Source organism: Microbacterium sp. nov. GSS16 (assembly GCF_028198145.1).
Classification (GTDB): Bacteria; Actinomycetota; Actinomycetes; order Actinomycetales; family Microbacteriaceae; genus Microbacterium.
In genome coordinates this window covers 1,084,389-1,100,804 of the sequence record NZ_CP116338.1, presented here as the reverse complement: position 1 = coordinate 1,100,804, position 16,416 = coordinate 1,084,389, and the positions used below count along the sequence as shown (strand labels likewise).

Genomic DNA, 16,416 nt, shown 5'->3' with positions numbered 1-16,416 from the left:
TATCCCTCTCAGGGATGACCTTCGCTCCCAGCGGAAAGGGCGCGCGCACCCACCCCGGTGAGGTGTCAGGAGAAGCTCAGCCCGAACATCGTGGATGACGCGATGAGAAGCAGCACTCCTCCGGTGGCGAACACGGCCTTGCGCTCGGTCGTGGTCGACCTGACAGCCGCGATGACGGCGCCGATGACGCCGACCATACCGACGAACGCGAACCCGCGTGCCGCATCCGCATCATCGACCGCGAACATCAACACAGCAGCGATGGCCGCGCTGACGACGCCCGCGCCCGCGAGCGATGCACCGGCCACGGCGATGCGCCCATCTCGACGCTCGATCGACGTGTTCATGAGGCCTCCTCGACGCAGCTCACGGTAGCGCACAGCGTCGGGCCGCACCACCCTGAATAGACTCGCTGTCATGCCCTCCGAGAACGCCGCCCGCCCAGCCGTGCTGATGGTGTGCGACTACTCGCTGCGCTACCTCGGCGGTGCGCAGACGGCTTTCATCCGTCAGGCGCAGGCTCTCGCCGGCGAAGGTGTGAGGGTTGTCGTCCTGGCACCGGATGCGGACGCTCTGACGTCAGACGGCATCACCACGGTCTCCCCGCCGAAGCGCGGCACGATCCCGGTGCTCGACCTGCCGCTGCTCGGACGGGCCCGCGATCTCGAGCCGCTGGTCGCCGCGACGATCCGTCGGCACGGTGTCGGTGCGGTCGTCCTGCACTCTGAATTCGCAGTCGCGGCGGCCGCGATCGACGTGGCGCGCCAGCTGGGGATCCCCTCACTGCACACCGTGCACACCTTCTTCTGGCGCGCTCCGGCAGCGCTGGCCCCGTTCGCGCCGGTGGTCTCGCGCGTGCACCGCTCGCTCACCGGCATCCGGAATGGCGGCCGTTTCACTGGCAGCCATCCGCTGAACAATTCTCTGCGGACCATGACGCTGCGGGTCGCGGAGCGCGCCGACATCGTTCTCTCGCCCTCGAAGCACCAAGCTGTGGCGCTGCGCGATGCGGGCGCTGGGCGGGTCGAGGCGTTCTCGAACGTCGCCCAGCCGCTTCGGGTGGCCCCCGCGCCGGAGGGAGAACCGCTGCGCCTGCTGTGGGTGGCGCGCTTCGCGCCCGAGAAGCGCGTCGACGTCGCAATCGACGCGATGCGCCTCGTTGTCGAGCGTCTCGGTGAGGGCCGGGTGCACCTCGACGTCGCCGGCGGCACGCACCGCCCCGTGCCGGGCGTGACCTTCCACGGACCGGTACCGGGTGAACGAGTCGGCGAGCTGATGGATGCCGCGGATGCCGCCCTCATCACCTCGCTCGGCTTCGACAACCAGCCGATGGTCGCGCTCGAGGCGTTCGCGCACGGACGCCCGGTGATCGTCAGCGACCCCGTGCTCGCGAGGGAGTTCGGCGACGCCGCGCTCGGCACCCCCAGTCCGGATGCTGAGGGCCTGGCCGACCTGATCATCCGGCTCGCGGCCGACCGCTCGCTGCTCGCGGCTCCGCGCGAAGCCGCCGTGGCGTATGCGAGCGAGCGGGTGGCCGCCGCCCACGTCGCGCGACTGCTGGAGCTCGCCGCCTCGGTCTGACTGCTCAACGCCTCCGTCTGCGCGCTCATCGGAGGTAGGCGAACCCGCGAACACAGGCGAATCTCGCGCAGAATCGCCTACGTCGGACTGTTCGCCTACTCCCAGCGAGCGCCGGCCCCAGCGAGCGTCGGCCCCAGCGGTCGCCGCCCCAGCGGGCGAAGCACCTGCAAAGACCCGGCTCAGAAGAGCGGCGGCTCGGGCACGTACGCGCGCGCCGGCGCACCGGCATCCGCGGGCAGGTCGGCGACGGTCGCAGGCTGCCACTTCGGGTCGCGGTCCTTGTCGACCAGCTGAGCCCGGATGCCCTCGACCAGATCGGGATGATTGTGCCCGAACCACATGACCCGGCGGTACTCCCCCTCCAGCGCTTCGCGCACACCGCTCATCGCGCGTGCCTCGCGCACGGCGTCGAGGGTGACGGTGAGGGCGGTGGGCGAGAGCTCCTCGAGCGTCGCGAGGGCAGTCGCTGCATCCGGGGCATCCGATTCCCGCAGCCGCTGCATGATCTCTCCCACGGTGTCGCCGGAGAAGGTCTCGTCGATCCACGCCCGAGCGGCCGGCAGCTGCGACGGCTCCGGCGTCTCGTCGAACAGCAGGGTCAGCTCGTTCGGCGTGCCGGGGTCGGCACGGGTGGCGAGAGCATCGCGCAGCCCGTCCAGGTTCTCAGACGGCACGAAGTGATCAGCGAAGCCGAGGTACAGGGCGTCCGCCGCGCTCATGCTCTGGCCCGTGAGACCGAAGTACTCCCCCAGCCGGCCCGGCGCGCGGCCGAGCAGCCAGGTGCCCCCGACGTCGGGTGTGAAGCCGATGCGCGTCTCGGGCATCGCGAGGCGCGAGCGCTCGGTCACGATGCGCACGGCGGCGTGACCGGCGAGGCCGATGCCACCGCCCATCGTGATCCCGTCGGCGAACACGACGACGGGCTTGGGATACTCGGCGATGAGCGCGTTCATCGCGTACTCGGCGCGGAAGAAGTCGGCGATGTGGTCGGGCTGACCGCTCGTGATCGAGTCGTAGAGCGCGCGCACGTCACCGCCGGCGCACAGACCCCGCTCGCCGGCGCCGTCGATCAGCACGGTCTGCACGTCGGTGTCGTCGACCCATGCCGTGAGGGCTGCGGTGATCTGCTCGATCATGCCGAGATCCAGGGCGTTGATCGCCCGCGGACGGTTCAGCGTGACGCGTCCGAGCGAGCTGTCGGTGCGGGCGATGACGGTGGCGGCTTCGGTGTCGGTCACGCCTGCCAGGCTACTCCGCTTCGCGATCTGCACTGATCTGTCGACGAGGATCGCCCGTTTCGGCAGGTGAAGCGCAGATTCTCCCAGATTTCCGAGAAGATGGAAGAGATTGTCCCGAACAGGAGAGGTCGCCATGCCCGAAGGACAGGTGCTCGAGTTCACCCAGGTCACAAAGCGCTTCGGCGCGCTGACCGCCGTTTCCGACCTCTCCGTCCGCGTCGAGCCCGGCGCCGTCACCGGATTCCTCGGCCCGAACGGCGCAGGCAAGACCACGTCACTGCGCATCCTGCTCGGGCAGATCCGCCCCACCTCGGGCTCCGCGACCATCGGCGGAGCGAACTACTCCGAGCTGCGTCACCCGCTGCGCACGATCGGTGCCGTGCTGGAGGAGTCGGCGTACCGCCCGCGCCGCACGGCAAGTCGTCAGCTGATGCTCGCCGCGAAGGCCAACGGCATTCCGTCCGCTCGTGTCGATGAGGTGCTGCACCTGGTCGGCCTGCAGGACGACGGCGACACCCGCCTGGGCAGCTACTCACTGGGAATGCGGCAGCGTCTGGCCGTCGCGTCGGCGCTGCTCGGCGACCCCGGCGTTCTCGTGCTCGACGAGCCGGCCAACGGTCTCGACCCCGAGGGCATCCGCTGGATGCGTCTGCTGATGCGTCGCCTCGCCGACGAAGGACGCACGGTGCTCGTCTCGTCTCACGTGCTGAGCGAGATCGAGCAGGTGGCCGACGACGTCGTGGTGCTGTCGAAAGGCCGTGCGGTGCACGCCGGCCCCATCTCCGAACTCGCGGATGCCTCCGGCGGTGCCGTCGTGGTGGATGCCGAGAACCGCGCACCCCTGATCACCGCGCTCTCGGCCGCGAAGCTCGACTTCGACGTGCTGCGCTCGGGCGTCACCGTGCGCGACTCCGATTCGGCTGCGGTCGGCGCCGTCGCCGCCCAGGCCGGCGTCGCCCTGACCATGCTGCAGCAGCGCGGGCCCAGCCTCGAGGAGGTCTTCCTCGACCTCGTCTACGGGCGCCGTGCCGACAGCCCGCGCCTCGACACGTCGGCGAATCGGGTCGCGCACGCGTCCGACCCGATGAGCGGGGCAGGCGTCGCCAGCGCCGACGCGGCGAGGACGGATGCTACGGATGCTTCGGATGTCGACGCCCGCGACGACGTGGACCGCGTCGTCGACGACGCTGAGGCCGGTGCTGCCGACGCGGCCCTGGTCGCCGGAGGTGTGCCCCTTTCGGGCGCGGCTGCGGTCGTCGCCGACGGAGGCGCGGTGGCTGCAGCCGGCACCGGATACGGGGCCGCACCCACCGACACGATCGCCGTGGACGAGCACGCGCCGGACAGTGATGATACGGACAGCGACGCGACGGCTGAAGGCGCGTCGGACAGCGCGCCGACCGACGAAGGCGCGACGGACGGCGACGCATCGGACATCGACGCGACGGAAAGTGACAGCGACGCGACGGACGGAAACGCGACGGACAGCGCCGGAACGGAAGGCGCCGCCACGGAAAGTGACGGCGACGCGAACGCGACGACCCTGGACGACCCCGCGGCGGGTGCGCAGATCGCCGGCGTCGAGACGGCCGCGGATGCCGAGGCGGACGCGCCGTCGGCGTCCGATGCACCAGAGGACGGCGGGCAGGCCGTCGATGGCGATTCGGAGCCCGCGCCCGCGAACGAGACGAGCGAGGGCGCAAAGACCGTCGATGGCGGACCCGAGAACGCGCCAGGAGACGAGACGAGCGAGGGCACGGACACCGATGCCGGCGCCGACCTCGACGCCGCGAACTCGGACATCTCCGACGTGGAAATGGACTCTCCGTCATCGGACGAGGCTCGCGCAGCCGAGCAGAGCGATGATGACCTGATCGACGACGTGATCGACGGTGCCACTGTCGGCGAGACGCGTGAGCCGGACGCCCACGCTGAGCCGGACGCCCGCCCCGAGGCCGACGCCCAGCGGGCGTCGGATGCGCAGCCGGAACACGACGACGAGCACGACGACGACGAGCACCGCGCCGACGAATCGTCGGACGAGACGCGACCGCTGCTCCTGCCCCTCGCGACCGATGCGGTCACTCTGCCGTCTGCGGCGGTCGAACCGACGTTCACCGAGCTGATCACGGGCCTTCCCGCCTCCGTCACCACCGACGGATCCGACAACCCGGCCCCGGCGACCGAGGCCATCTCGATCGTGACGCCCACCCTGTCGGGCGACGACGACGATGACTCCGTCGACGACGGAGATGACGACCCGCGACTCGCCGCGATGCGCACCTCGCTCTCGGCAGCGGCCAGCCGCTTCTTCGACGGTCCTGCTCCGGATTACCCCTACAGCTCACGCGCTCAGCGGCGCGAGGAGTCGGCCGACGCGGATGCCGACGAGGCATCCGAACGCCCCGACGGCACCTCGGGCCACGATGCCCGCCACGACGGAGACCAGGGCCAGCAGCAGCACTGAGACTCGGCTCGAGTCCACCAGGCACCGATCGAGCCGGCCACGAGCCCGCGCGCCACACCCGGCCAAGCGCCGGCCGAGCCGGGCGGCGGCACCGTCGGCCACCAGCTCATCCTGGCGCGACGTCAGACCGTCCGCGGCCGCGGCCGGATCACCCGCCGCTGGCGCGGCTTCTGCACCGGCACCGCGCCGGTCGCGATGTCGGCGACGTCTTCAGGCTGATCGCTGACCTCGAGGCGCAGCGCCTGTGTCAGAGCGAGTCCGTGCCGAGTGGTGAGGATGAGTCGCTGGAACTGGGGGTCCCCGTCGAGGTCGATCACCACGCTGGGCTTGCGCCGCCGGATGAGCACGAAGTCCGTGGTCTCGGCAGCCTTCCACGTCCCGGCGGCGAGGACGCCGGGGATGTGCGTGCCGGGCCCCGGCACTCCGCGCAGCCACGTCCAGGCATCCTGCGTCAGCTGCACCTTGGTGATGTGCTCACGCTCTACCCGCACGTTCTCACGGTGGAAGGTCGATGCCCGCTCGATCGGCGAGAGAACGATCTCAAGTCGCGTCTGATCCAGCAGCAGGGTCACCATGCGACCAGTCTGCCAAAGCGCACGACCGACGCGCACACGACTTGCTGACAGGTCGACAACGATCCTGTTGTGTCAAACCGGCAATCCGCGCGCGGGAATTCTCAGGCCGAACGCCGCGGCGGCGGCGCGTCGCATGACGACACCCCGTCAGTCGACTGAACGGTCTGAGATCTCGGGCAGGAGGTGCGCCGCAGCGCCCGGCAGATGACAGGGTGCGGCACCCCATCGACAGGTCGCGCCGGGTCAGGCGGATGCCGCGGCTGCAGCCGCCGCAGGCAGTGCCGCCTCGATGGCGGCGAGCTCGTCTTCCCCGTGCGCAGCCGTGAGGAACCACGCCTCGAACACGCTGGGCGGCAGCGCCACCCCCTGCTCGCGCATGGAGTGGAAGAACGGGGCGTACCGGAACGACTCCTGCGTCTGAGCGATCGCGTAGTCGCGCGGCGCCTCGGGCAGGAAGGCGACCCCGAACAGGTTGCCCGCATGCGGCACGGCGTGCACCACGCCCGCGTCGGTAAGCGCAGCGTCGAGCGCCGCAGACAGCCGCGAAGCGGCGGCGTCGATTCGTGCATAGACTTCCGGCGTCGCTAGCCGCAGGGTCGCGATCCCCGCCGCGACCGAGAGCGGATTGCCCGACAGCGTTCCCGCCTGATAGACGGGGCCGACGGGGGCGAGCATGTCCATCACCGCGGCGCTGCCGCCCAGGGCGGCAAGGGGCATCCCTCCGCCGACCACCTTGCCGAACGTGATGATGTCGGGCACGTACTTCTCGCCCCCCTCCTGCTGCAGCCCCCAGAAGCCGGCAGGGTGCACGCGGAATCCGGTGAGCACCTCGTCGAGGATCATCAGCGCACCGTGCGCGTGGGCGGTGTCAGCGATGAGCTTGTTGAAGCCGGGCAGCGGGGCGACGACGCCCATGTTCGCCGACGCCGCCTCTACGATCACCGCGGCGATGCGCTCACCGTGCTCGGCGAACACCGCGGCCAGGGCATCCGGGTCGTTGTAGTCGATGACCAGCGTCTGCGCGGCGATCGGAGCCGGCACCCCGGCCGAGCCGGGCAGCGCGAGGGTGGCGACGCCCGAGCCGGCGGCGGCGAGCAGTCCGTCGGAGTGCCCGTGGTAGTGGCCGGCGAACTTCACCAGCAGATCGCGTCCTGTGACGCCGCGAGCGAGCCGGATGGCGGTCATGGTCGCCTCGGTGCCGGTGGAGACCAGGCGCACGCGCTCGATCGGTCGCACGTCGCCGTGGCGCACCCGGTCGGCGATCAGCTGGGCGAGCTCGACCTCGCCCTCGGTGGGAGCGCCGAACGAGAGGCCGCGGGTGGCGGCATCCTGAACCGCCTGCACGACCTTGGGATGCGCATGCCCGAGCAGCGCCGGACCCCATGATGCGACGAGGTCGATGTACTCGCGGCCGGCCGCGTCGGTCACCCGGGCGCCGGAGGCGGATGCCAGGAACCGCGGCGTACCGCCGACCGAGCCGTACGCGCGCACCGGCGAGTTGACTCCGCCGGGGATCACGGAGCGGGCGGTGTCGAACAGGGAGTCGTTGCGGTCCATGCATCCAGCCTACGGATGCCGGCTATGAGCGGCTCCGAGTCAGGGGCGCAACCAGCGCGCAGCCTCGACCGCCCAGTACGTCAGCACGGCATCGGCACCGGCACGGCGGATCGACATGAGCGACTCGAGCACGGCCGCGCGGCGGTCGATCCATCCGTTCGCGGCGGCGGCCTCGATCATCGCGTACTCGCCCGAGACCTGGTACGCCCACACCGGCACGTCGACCGCGTCGCGCACCTCGCGCAGCACATCCAGGAAGGCCATCGCGGGCTTGACCATGACGATGTCGGCGCCTTCGTCCTGATCGAACAACGCCTCGCGCACGCCCTCGCGGCGGTTGCCGGGGTCCATCTGGTAACTGCGACGGTCGCCCTGCAGCTGCGAGTCGACGGCCTCGCGGAACGGGCCGTAGAAGGCGCTCGCGTACTTGGCCGAGTAGGCGAGAATCAGCGTGTCGTGGAATCCCTCGTCGTCGAGCGCCTCGCGGATGACGGCCACCTGCCCGTCCATCATGCCGCTGAGGCCCAGCAGCTGAGAGCCGGCGCGGGCCTGCGCGAGGGCCATCGAGGCGTAGCGCTCGAGCGTGGCGTCGTTGTCGACGCCACCTGCAGGCGTCAGCACACCGCAGTGACCGTGGTCCGTGAACTCGTCGAGGCAGAGGTCGGTCTGCACGACGAGCGCGTCGCCCACCTCCGCAGCCAGCGCGGTCGTGGCGACATTCAGGATGCCGTCGGGGTCGTCGGCGCCCGATCCGATCGCGTCTCGCACGGCCGGCACGCCGAACAGCATCACTCCGCCGAGTCCGGCCTCGGCGGCATCCACCGCGGCTGCCTTCAGCGAATCCAGCGAGTGCTGGACGACACCCGGCATCGAGCCGATCGGCGCGGGGTCGGCGAGACCCTCGCGCACGAACATCGGCAGCACCAGCTGGCGCGGCTCGAGCGACGTCTCGCGCACGAGCTCACGAACGGGAGCGGACTGGCGAAGGCGGCGCAGCCGCGCGTCGGGGAAGCGGCTCACGGCGCGAACTCGTCTGCCGCGTGCGGGAGGGTGAAGCGCGAGACCGTGTCGATCAGCGCATCCACCGTCTGCTTGTCGGCGATGGCCGTGACCGGCAGGCCCGCCTTCTCAGCGTCCTTCGCGGTGCGGGGGCCGATCGCCGCGAGCATCGTCGTGTCGGGGATCTCGGGGAACTGCTCGCGCACCTGCTTGGCCACCGAGCCGCTGGTGACCAGGATCGCGTTGATGCGGCCGTTCTCGACATCGCGGCGGATCCGCTCGGTGACCGGCACCCCGACGGTGCGGTAGGCCACCACGCTGTCGACGTCGTGCCCCGCCTCGGTGAGCATGACCGAGAGGACAGGCTTGGCGATCTCACTGCGCAGCGAGAGGATGCGCTGCGCGTCGGGCTCGATCGAGATGATCTTCTCGGCCATCCCGGCCGCCGAGTTGTCGAGCTCGGGCATGAGCGCAACGTCGTAGCCGACAGCCTGCAGAGCCGCAGCGGTCGTCTCGCCGACGGCGGCGACCTTGGTCGTCGCCGGGATCACGATGCGATGCGCGTACAGCACGTCGACCGTCGTGGCGCTGGTGATGGTCAGCCAGTCGTACTCGCCGGCCTGCAGGCGGGCGAGGGCCGCATCCAGGGCGTCCTGGTCGGTGGTCGGGGCGAAGTTGATGAGAGGCGCCACCACGGGCACCGCACCCATCGCGCGCAGGCTGGCGGCGACGCTGTCGCCCCAGGGGCCACCCCGCGGCACGAGGACGCGCCAGCCGTCGAGCGGCTTGGCGGTCTTGGTTTCGGAAGCAGTCATCTCGATCACTCTCAGGGGAGGAGGTCGGCCGCTCCCTGTTCGAGCAGCCGATGGGCCGCAGATTCGCCGAGCTCACGAGCCGTGCGCATCGGGTCTGCACCATCGGCAGCATCCGCTCCGTTGCCGCTGCCGTTCCGTCGAATATACCCCCTGTTCAGGGACTCGGAGACGTCCAGCCCGATTCGGCGTCCGCCGCCGGGTTCGTACACGACGGCGCGCAGACGGATGCTGTCTCCCGTGACGACCGCGTGGGCTGCCATGGGCGCCTGGCATCCGGCGTCGAGTCCGGCGAGCACGGCTCGCTCGACCGTCACCGCGATGCGGGTGTCGAGATCATCGAGTCGTGCGAGCGCATCGAGCAGTTCTGCCGGGGCATCGGCCGTGGTCTCCACAGCCAGCGCCCCCTGCCCGGGCGCGGTCGGCCATTCGGTCAGGCCCAGCTCCTCGCGGCGCAGCGCCGTCTCCGAGCCGAGGCGGGTGAGACCGGCAGCGGCGAGGATCACGGCGTCCAGCTCACCCGACGAGACCCGCTCGAGACGGGAGTCGACGTTGCCACGGATGTCGACGACCTCGGCGTGCGGCGCTCGGCGCCGCACCTGAGCGATGCGGCGCGGCGAGCCGGTGCCCACGGTGCTGCCGTGGCGCAGCTCGTGCAGGGGCGTGCCGCCGCGCGTGATGACCACGTCCCTGGCATCCGCCCGACGCGGCGTCGCCGCGATGACCAGTTCGGCGGGCACGGCAGTGGGCAGATCTTTCAGGGAGTGCACGAGGATGTCGCACTCCCCCGCGATCAGCGCCTCGCGCAGACGGTTGGCGAAGATGCCGGTGCCGCCGATCTCCGACAGGGATGCGCGGTTCGTGTCGCCCTCCGAGACGATCGGCACGAGCTCGACCGGACGACCGGCGACGGCGGCGAGCGCGTCGGCGACGTGACCGGACTGCGCCTGGGCGAGCGCGCTGCGCCGGGTGCCGAGCCGGATGGGTGCCTGCGTGCTCACTGAAGCACTTCGGCGATCTCGTCGAGACGCAGGCGGCGCCCGGTGTAGAAGGGCACCTCCTCCTTCACGTAGCGACGGGCCTCGGTGTAGCGCAGGTCGCGCATGAGGTCGACGAGCTCGGTCGGCGAATCGGACTCGAGGGGCAGCAGCCACTCGTAGTCGCCGAGCGCGAAGGCCGCGACCGTGTTCGCGATCACGCCGGTGAAAGCGGCCCCCTTGCGTCCGTGATCGGCGAGCATCTTGCGACGCTCGGACTCCTCGATCAGGTACCACTCCGGCGTGCGCACGAACGGGTAGAGGCATAGCCACTGCTTCGGCTCGACTCCGCGGAGGAAGCCGGGTACGTGCGCGCGGTTGAACTCCGCGTCGCGATGCACGCCCATGACGTTCCACACCGGCAGCAGGTTGCGCAGCAGGTCGGTGCGACGCAGGCGGCGCAGCGCGCGCTGCAGCTCTTCGACGGTGTCGCCGTGCAGCCACACCATGAGGTCGGCGTCGGCCTTGAGGCCGCTGACGTCGTAGAACCCTCGGACGCTGACCCCAGAGCTCTCGATGTGGCCGACGAGCACTTCGAGCTCGCTCTCATCGGTCTCGATCGCCGGCGCGTCGGGGTTTCTGCCCCAGACGGCCCACAGGGTGAATCCGGACGGGTTGTCATCGCGCGTTTCGGGCATGCCTCCAGTCTGCCCCCTTCTCAGCGAAGGCGGCGAACCGGGCGGCGCCGGCGCGCGTTCTCAGAGCGGCGTGGCGGGTCTCAGCGCGAGATCGCGCGGGCGATCACCCACACGAGGCTGCCGACGGCCGCCGCCGCCACCACGACGACAGCCCCGGCGCCCGCCGGGTTGCGATGGGCGAACGCCCGTGCACGCACGATGCCACGGTCCGTCGCCTTCTCGATACGGCGGGGGAAGTTGCCCCTGATCTCGATCGCGGCGAGCGCTGCTCGCAGCTCGGCGCGGGCAGAGGCCACCGGATCGGTGATCCCCGCCGGCACGACCGTGCGGGGAACCTCGGTGGTGGTGAGGGCGGCGTTGGGCAGCGACGTCTTCTCAAGATCGCTCATTGGCGGGGTCTCCCTTGATGATGCGCACATCGGTGGCGACGGCCTGGCCCGGATTCTCGCGCTTCATCACCTTGCGGAAGCGTGCCAGTCCGAGCAGGGCGAAGATGACGATGAAGACGAGCAGGAAACCGAACACGGCGAGGGCGGAGAGCCAGGCGGGCCACCATGAGCTCAGCCCGATGATGCCGAATGCCAGCAGCACCGGGATCGCCCAGAACAGTAGGAACAGCACGATGACGAACCACAGGCTGCCCATGCCGGCATCCTTCGCCGTGCGAGAGATCCACGCCTTCGCGGCGTTGATCTCGGCCGTGACGAGGTTGCGCACCAGCTCGGGAAGATCCCCGAGCAGGGTCAGCAGGCTGTCATCGGCGCGGTCGCGGTATCCGCGGAGCATCCGTCACCCCTTGTTCTTGGGCGTGGTGCCCTCGGAGCCGACCGGCTTGGCGGGAGGCATCGTGCCGCCCGAGGCCGAGTCGTGCGAGGTCGAGTCGTGCGATTCCTTGGCGTCTGCGACCTTCTCGGCGGCGTCCTTGGTCGCGTCGATCGCACCGTCGAGCTTCTCCCCGGGGGTGGTGCCCGACTTCGAGACGGCCTTGACGACCTTGACCGCACCGGTCCAGACGGCACCGGGAACCGCGGCGGCCTGCGACTTGGCGAAGTCCTGCACGCGGGAGACCTGCTCCTGCACGGGATCGAGGTTCCACACCTTGAGCCACTGCGTCTTGATCTGCTCGTAGCGCTCGCGTCCTGCTCGACTGCCGAGGACGTAGCCTGCGCCGAGTCCGATGACGAGTCCGATCTTCCCCTTCATGAGGGCCTCCTGACGTTGGTTGCGGCCACTTCCGCGCTCCAGCGTAACCACATATTCCTCGTTCGGCATCTGCCCTTGCGCCGCGGCCCGGTTCGATGTATCAGCACGGCGCCCGAACAGTCGCCGCGCAGCGTCCGCTCAGTCCCAGAGCAGGCTCGCACGCAGCCGATCGGCTTCGGCGACCGCATCCGGAATCACCTGGGCGAGCCCGGTGCCGGCGACCCACGCGCCCACGATGCCGAGGCCCGGGGCGGCGACCACGGCAGCGCGTACGGCCGCCCGCCGCTCGGTCGCGCCGATGAGCGAGGTGGGCTGAGCCTGCACGTACCGGGCGCGGTGCGCGGCGACCAGCTGCGCCGGGCGCAGCGGAACGCCGAGCAGGGCGGATGCCTCCGACAGCGCGAGCGCGGCAGCCGCGTCGTCATCGAGGGCGGCCGTCGCCGCAGCCTCGCCCTGGCTGCCGAACGACACGCGTACGACGTGACGTCCACCCGCCGCATCGCGCAGCCAGCCCCATTTGACCGTGGAGTGGGTGAGGGCCTTGGCGATGTGGCTGCCCGGCACCGTGAGCACGCCGCTGCCGCGGGGCGCGGCGTCGAGTTCGGGTGCGTCGAGCAGCAGCGTCACGATCTCGATCTCAGGTGCGTCCCCGACCTCGGCGAGGCCCGAGACGTGCGCGTCGATGAGGGGGCGCGCCGACGGCTCGGCTGTCGCGACGATGACTCCGGTGGCGCGCAGGGGGGCTGCGGCATCGGCATCCGCCCCCTCTTCGAGCGACGGAGCGATCTCGACACTCCATTCCGCACGCTCGCGCTCGAGATGGGTGACGCGGGCGCCGGTGCGGATCTCGACCCCGTACGCGAGGAGGTCGGCGCGCAGCGCCTCGACGAGCCGGCCCATGCCGCCGACGAGCCCGAGCACCGCCGACCCGGGCGCTGTGCCCTTGCGCTCGGCCGCGAGCAGGCCGACCGCTCCGGTCAGCGATCCGATGCGCGTGAGCGCGGCGTTGAGCCCTGGCGCGGCGACGTCGGTGTCGACGTCGTCGGGGTCGGCGGAGTAGACGCCCGCAGTGACAGGCGCCACGAGCCTGTCGCGCACACGCGCACCCATACGCGAGCCGACCAGCTTGCCGAGGCTGCGCTCGTGCCCGATGGTCAGCGGCGGGCGGAGGCGGTCGAGATACGCCCGCCAGGCGCCGCGCCAGCCGATGATGCGGCGCACGTCGTCTTGGAACGGGTTGGCCGGGATGCCCAGCAGGCTGCCCTTGGGAAGGGGCGCGTCGGGGGCATCCGGGATGCCGCTCAGCCACGCGCCACCGCCCTGCGGGGGAACCACCGCGTCGGCGAGGCCCAGCTCGTCGACGAGCGCCTTCACGTGACCGCCGCGCGTCGCGAAGCTCTCGGCTCCCGCGTCGACGGTGATGCCGTCGAGTTCGACGGAGCGGATGCTTCCGCCCAGCGCCCCGGATGCCTCCAGCAGCGTCACCCGCATGCCCACCTTCGCGCACTCCCGAGCGGCGACCAGACCGCCGATGCCGCCGCCGATGATGACGATGTGCTGCTGCGCGGCGCGCGCGGCGAGGGCCGGGGAGTGCTCGGAGCTCATGCCTCGATTCTTCCACCGGGACCTATGCGCCGGATGCCGGTGACTCCACGAGACCCGGAGACGTTCGGCTGCTCCTGCCGAGGAGCCGAACGTCCGTCATCTGCGCGACTTCAGCGGCATCTGGCTCCTGGACAGGCTGCACGTCGCCGGCCTGCAGCCCGGGCGGCGACCATCCCGGTGTCGGGGAGCCGAATGCCGCTCATCCGCTGCCGTACGCCGACATCTGGCTCCTCGCGCCGGACCCATCGGTGGGAGAGTCCTGCGCGCCGGAGTCAGAGCTCGCCGTGGGCGAGCTGCACGATCCGCGTGAGCTGGTCGGGGTCGGTCTCGGGCGGCACGCCGTGACCGAGGTTGAGGATGTGCCCCTTCGCGCCGCGGCCGCGGGCGATCACGTCGCGCACGTGGGCCTCGAGCACCGGCCACGGGGCCTGAAGCATCGCGGGGTCGATGTTGCCCTGCACGGCGGTGTCGGATCCGACGATGCCGATCGCCTCGTCGAGCGGCATCCGCCAGTCGACGCCGACGGCGTCAGCAACGCCGTCCAGGCGCATGTCGGCGAGGAACGGTCCGGTGCCGACGCCGAAGTGGATGCTCGGCAGGCCGATCCCCTCGAGCGCCGCCTTCGAGTGCCGGGCGATGTGCGTTCGGTAGTCGGCTGTGCTGAGGGAACCGGCCCACGAGTCGAAGAGCTGCACGACCGAGGCTCCGGCGTCGCGCTGGATCTCGAGGAAGCGACGCGAGATGCGCGAGAGCCAGCCGGCCAGCGCGTTCCACGCCTCGGGGTCGGCGTGCATCATGGCCCGGGCACGCAGGTGCTCCTTCGAAGGGCCGCCCTCGATCAGGTAGGCGGCCAGGGTGAACGGCGCCCCGGCGAAGCCGATCAGCGGCGTCTCGCCCAGCTCGGCGACGGTCATACGCACGGCCTCGGCGACCGCGGTGCCGTCGAGGTCGGCGGGGTCGATCTGCGTGATGCGGGCGACGTCGTCGGCGGTGCGCACGGGGTCGGCGAAGACCGGGCCCCGGCCGGGCTCGATCTCGACGTCGACGCCGGCCAGGCGCAGCGGGATGACGATGTCACTGAAGAACACCGCCGCGTCGACCTTGTGCCGGCGCACCGGCTGCAGGGTGATCTCGGATGCCATGTCGGGGGTGAGACAGGCGTCCAGCATCCGCGTGCCGACGCGCAGCTCGCGGTACTCGGGCAGCGACCGCCCGGCCTGACGCATGAACCAGACAGGGGTGCGCTCGGGGGTCTCGCCGGCGAGCGCGCGCAGCAGATCACTCATGCCGCCATCCTCGCACCGCGCGCCTATGCGTGCGCCGGGGCTGGAACTCGGGTTAGGTCCTCCTTGGATGCCACCCACAGCTGCGCGGCGTACACTCGACTCGTGCTGCTCTGCGTGACGGCGAGTCACAAGACCGCCTCTTTCGAACTGCTCGAACGCCTCAGCCGCCAGCCCGAGACCGTCGCCCCCAGCCTGATGGCTGCCGGCGTGCAGGGAGCCGTCGTGCTCGCCACCTGCAACCGATTCGAAGCCTACGTCGAGGCCGAGGAGGTGGACTCGGAGGCGGTGATCGAGACGGTCGCGCAGGCCACCGGCATCCCCTCCGCCGACCTCGACGGCTCATACCAGGTCGTCGACGACCCGCATGTCGCCGAGCACCTGTTCGCCGTCGCATCGGGCCTGGAGTCGGTCGTGTCGGGTGAGGGCGAGATCGCCGGACAGGTCCGCCGCGCTCTCAGCGGCGCCCGCGAGCAGGGCACCACCTCGCCGCAGCTCGAGCGTCTGTTCCAGCGCGCGAGCCAGGCGCAGCGGAAGGTCAAGAACGTCACCGCCCTGCACCGCGCCGGTCGCTCGCTCGTGCGCCTGTCGCTCGAGCTCGCCGACAGCCGCATCGCCGACTGGAGCGCCGAGCGCGTGCTGCTCGTCGGCACCGGTTCGTACGCCGCCGTCACTCTCGCGTCGCTGCGCGAGCGCGGCGCCGTCGACATCTCGGTCTACTCGCCGTCGGGCCGCGCTGTGCCGTTCGCCCAGAAGCACGGCATCCGTCCGGTCGCCATCGCCGATTACGCGAGCGTCGCGCAGCACGCGTCGCTGCTGATCACCTGCACCTCCGCCGAGATGGTGCTGGGGCCGGCCCAGTTCGACCGCCAGCCCGGCGCCGCCGCGGGATGCCTGTCGACGACCTCAGGGGCTCACCCCCAGTCGCAGCTCGTCATCGACCTCGGGATGCCGCGCAACGTCGATCCCGCCGTCGCCCAGCTCGAGGGCGTCGCACTGCTCGACCTCGAGACCATCCGCCTGCACGCCCCGCTCGAGGAGCTGCATGCCACCGACGCCGCCCGTCATGTCGTACGCGAAGCGGCGGAGAGCTTCCATCTCGACGGCTCGCGTCAGAGCGTGACCCCCGCGGTCGTGGCGCTGCGCACGCACATCTTCGGTCTGCTGGAGGCGGAGATCGAACGCGCGCGACGGCGCGGCGACGAGAACGGCCGCGTCGAGCAGGCTATGCGCCACCTCGCCGGCGTTCTGCTGCACACTCCGACCACGCGTGCCCACGAGCTCGCCGCCGAGGGTCGCGCGGACGAGTTCCATGCGGCGCTCGAGGCGCTGTACGGCCTGTCGGCCGAGTCGAGCACCGCCTCAGACGCAGCATCCGCCTGATCACGCCTTCATCGGCGCCGGATCGCGCCAGGCATGCG

16 protein-coding genes are annotated in these 16,416 nt (G+C 71.0%); 3 read left to right on the top strand and 13 right to left on the bottom strand.

The window, feature by feature from the left end; all coding sequences use genetic code 11:
* Positions 1 to 65 precede the first annotated feature (65 nt).
* Positions 66 to 347 (bottom strand): hypothetical protein, encoded by a 282-nt coding sequence (locus PGB26_RS05115; RefSeq protein WP_271639263.1) that lies wholly within the window; start codon positions 345 to 347, stop codon positions 66 to 68.
* Positions 348 to 417: 70 nt separating this feature from the next.
* Here PGB26_RS05115 and PGB26_RS05110 point away from each other — a divergent pair, with 70 nt between their 5' ends.
* A complete protein-coding gene (locus PGB26_RS05110) occupies positions 418 to 1,581 on the top strand; it encodes a glycosyltransferase family 4 protein (protein WP_271639262.1) in 1,164 nt (387 codons plus the stop codon).
* A gap of 179 nt (positions 1,582 to 1,760) precedes the next feature.
* On the opposite strand, the gene PGB26_RS05105 is transcribed toward PGB26_RS05110, so the two are convergent.
* A complete protein-coding gene (locus tag PGB26_RS05105) occupies positions 1,761 to 2,819 on the bottom strand; it encodes an enoyl-CoA hydratase/isomerase family protein (protein ID WP_271639261.1) in 1,059 nt (352 codons plus the stop codon).
* Positions 2,820 to 2,952: 133 nt separating this feature from the next.
* Here PGB26_RS05105 and PGB26_RS05100 point away from each other — a divergent pair, with 133 nt between their 5' ends.
* The gene (locus PGB26_RS05100; RefSeq protein WP_271639260.1) at positions 2,953 to 5,286 is read left to right on the top strand and encodes an ATP-binding cassette domain-containing protein; all 2,334 of its coding nucleotides are present in this window, start codon (positions 2,953 to 2,955) and stop codon (positions 5,284 to 5,286) included.
* Positions 5,287 to 5,408: 122 nt separating this feature from the next.
* On the opposite strand, the gene PGB26_RS05095 is transcribed toward PGB26_RS05100, so the two are convergent.
* From PGB26_RS05095 to hemE, 11 genes are all read right to left on the bottom strand, one after another.
* A complete protein-coding gene (locus PGB26_RS05095) occupies positions 5,409 to 5,861 on the bottom strand; it encodes a hypothetical protein (protein WP_271639259.1) in 453 nt (150 codons plus the stop codon).
* 243 nt (positions 5,862 to 6,104) lie between these two features.
* Positions 6,105 to 7,418, bottom strand: a complete 1,314-nt coding sequence (hemL, locus tag PGB26_RS05090; RefSeq protein ID WP_271639258.1) for a glutamate-1-semialdehyde 2,1-aminomutase — start codon at positions 7,416 to 7,418, stop codon at positions 6,105 to 6,107.
* A 39-nt stretch (positions 7,419 to 7,457) separates the two neighbouring features.
* Positions 7,458 to 8,438 carry a porphobilinogen synthase gene (gene hemB, locus PGB26_RS05085; protein ID WP_271639257.1) on the bottom strand — a complete coding sequence of 327 codons (981 nt, stop codon included), beginning with the start codon at positions 8,436 to 8,438 and terminating at the stop codon, positions 7,458 to 7,460.
* Positions 8,435 to 9,232, bottom strand: a complete 798-nt coding sequence (locus tag PGB26_RS05080; protein WP_271639256.1) for a uroporphyrinogen-III synthase — start codon at positions 9,230 to 9,232, stop codon at positions 8,435 to 8,437. The genes hemB and PGB26_RS05080 overlap by 4 nt, the downstream gene beginning before the upstream one ends.
* An 11-nt stretch (positions 9,233 to 9,243) precedes the next feature.
* Positions 9,244 to 10,230, bottom strand: coding sequence for a hydroxymethylbilane synthase (gene hemC / locus PGB26_RS05075; protein ID WP_271639255.1), 987 nt, complete (start codon positions 10,228 to 10,230; stop codon positions 9,244 to 9,246).
* Positions 10,227 to 10,904: a hydrogen peroxide-dependent heme synthase gene (gene hemQ / locus PGB26_RS05070; protein ID WP_271639254.1), complete on the bottom strand. Its 678-nt coding sequence runs from the start codon at positions 10,902 to 10,904 to the stop codon at positions 10,227 to 10,229. Before hemQ ends, hemC begins: the two co-directional genes overlap by 4 nt.
* A gap of 80 nt (positions 10,905 to 10,984) precedes the next feature.
* Complete coding sequence (locus tag PGB26_RS05065; protein WP_271639253.1) at positions 10,985 to 11,293, bottom strand: hypothetical protein; 309 nt, start codon at positions 11,291 to 11,293, stop codon at positions 10,985 to 10,987.
* A complete protein-coding gene (locus PGB26_RS05060; RefSeq protein ID WP_271639252.1) occupies positions 11,280 to 11,690 on the bottom strand; it encodes a phage holin family protein in 411 nt (136 codons plus the stop codon). The genes PGB26_RS05065 and PGB26_RS05060 overlap by 14 nt, the downstream gene beginning before the upstream one ends.
* Before the next feature lie 3 nt (positions 11,691 to 11,693).
* A complete protein-coding gene (locus PGB26_RS05055; protein ID WP_271639251.1) occupies positions 11,694 to 12,107 on the bottom strand; it encodes a hypothetical protein in 414 nt (137 codons plus the stop codon).
* A gap of 138 nt (positions 12,108 to 12,245) precedes the next feature.
* Positions 12,246 to 13,712 carry a protoporphyrinogen/coproporphyrinogen oxidase gene (locus tag PGB26_RS05050; protein WP_271639250.1) on the bottom strand — a complete coding sequence of 489 codons (1,467 nt, stop codon included), beginning with the start codon at positions 13,710 to 13,712 and terminating at the stop codon, positions 12,246 to 12,248.
* A gap of 272 nt (positions 13,713 to 13,984) precedes the next feature.
* On the bottom strand, positions 13,985 to 14,998 hold the full coding sequence (hemE, locus tag PGB26_RS05045) for a uroporphyrinogen decarboxylase (protein WP_271639249.1): 1,014 nt from the start codon (positions 14,996 to 14,998) through the stop codon (positions 13,985 to 13,987).
* A gap of 102 nt (positions 14,999 to 15,100) precedes the next feature.
* Between hemE and PGB26_RS05040 the strand changes: the two genes are divergently transcribed.
* Complete coding sequence (locus PGB26_RS05040; RefSeq protein WP_271639248.1) at positions 15,101 to 16,378, top strand: glutamyl-tRNA reductase; 1,278 nt, start codon at positions 15,101 to 15,103, stop codon at positions 16,376 to 16,378.
* Positions 16,379 to 16,416: the final 38 nt, after the last annotated feature.

Coding starts and splice junctions, on each gene's coding strand:
- PGB26_RS05060 (WP_271639252.1), bottom strand. CDS start 11,690: ATGCTCCGCGGATACCGCGACCGCGCCGATGACAGCCTGCTGACCCTG.
- PGB26_RS05050 (WP_271639250.1), bottom strand. CDS start 13,712: ATGAGCTCCGAGCACTCCCCGGCCCTCGCCGCGCGCGCCGCGCAGCAG.
- PGB26_RS05110 (WP_271639262.1), top strand. CDS start 418: ATGCCCTCCGAGAACGCCGCCCGCCCAGCCGTGCTGATGGTGTGCGAC.
- PGB26_RS05065 (WP_271639253.1), bottom strand. CDS start 11,293: ATGAGCGATCTTGAGAAGACGTCGCTGCCCAACGCCGCCCTCACCACC.
- PGB26_RS05095 (WP_271639259.1), bottom strand. CDS start 5,861: ATGGTGACCCTGCTGCTGGATCAGACGCGACTTGAGATCGTTCTCTCG.
- PGB26_RS05080 (WP_271639256.1), bottom strand. CDS start 9,232: ATGACTGCTTCCGAAACCAAGACCGCCAAGCCGCTCGACGGCTGGCGC.
- hemQ (WP_271639254.1), bottom strand. CDS start 10,904: ATGCCCGAAACGCGCGATGACAACCCGTCCGGATTCACCCTGTGGGCC.
- PGB26_RS05115 (WP_271639263.1), bottom strand. CDS start 347: ATGAACACGTCGATCGAGCGTCGAGATGGGCGCATCGCCGTGGCCGGT.
- PGB26_RS05055 (WP_271639251.1), bottom strand. CDS start 12,107: ATGAAGGGGAAGATCGGACTCGTCATCGGACTCGGCGCAGGCTACGTC.
- PGB26_RS05100 (WP_271639260.1), top strand. CDS start 2,953: ATGCCCGAAGGACAGGTGCTCGAGTTCACCCAGGTCACAAAGCGCTTC.
- hemE (WP_271639249.1), bottom strand. CDS start 14,998: ATGAGTGATCTGCTGCGCGCGCTCGCCGGCGAGACCCCCGAGCGCACC.
- hemL (WP_271639258.1), bottom strand. CDS start 7,418: ATGGACCGCAACGACTCCCTGTTCGACACCGCCCGCTCCGTGATCCCC.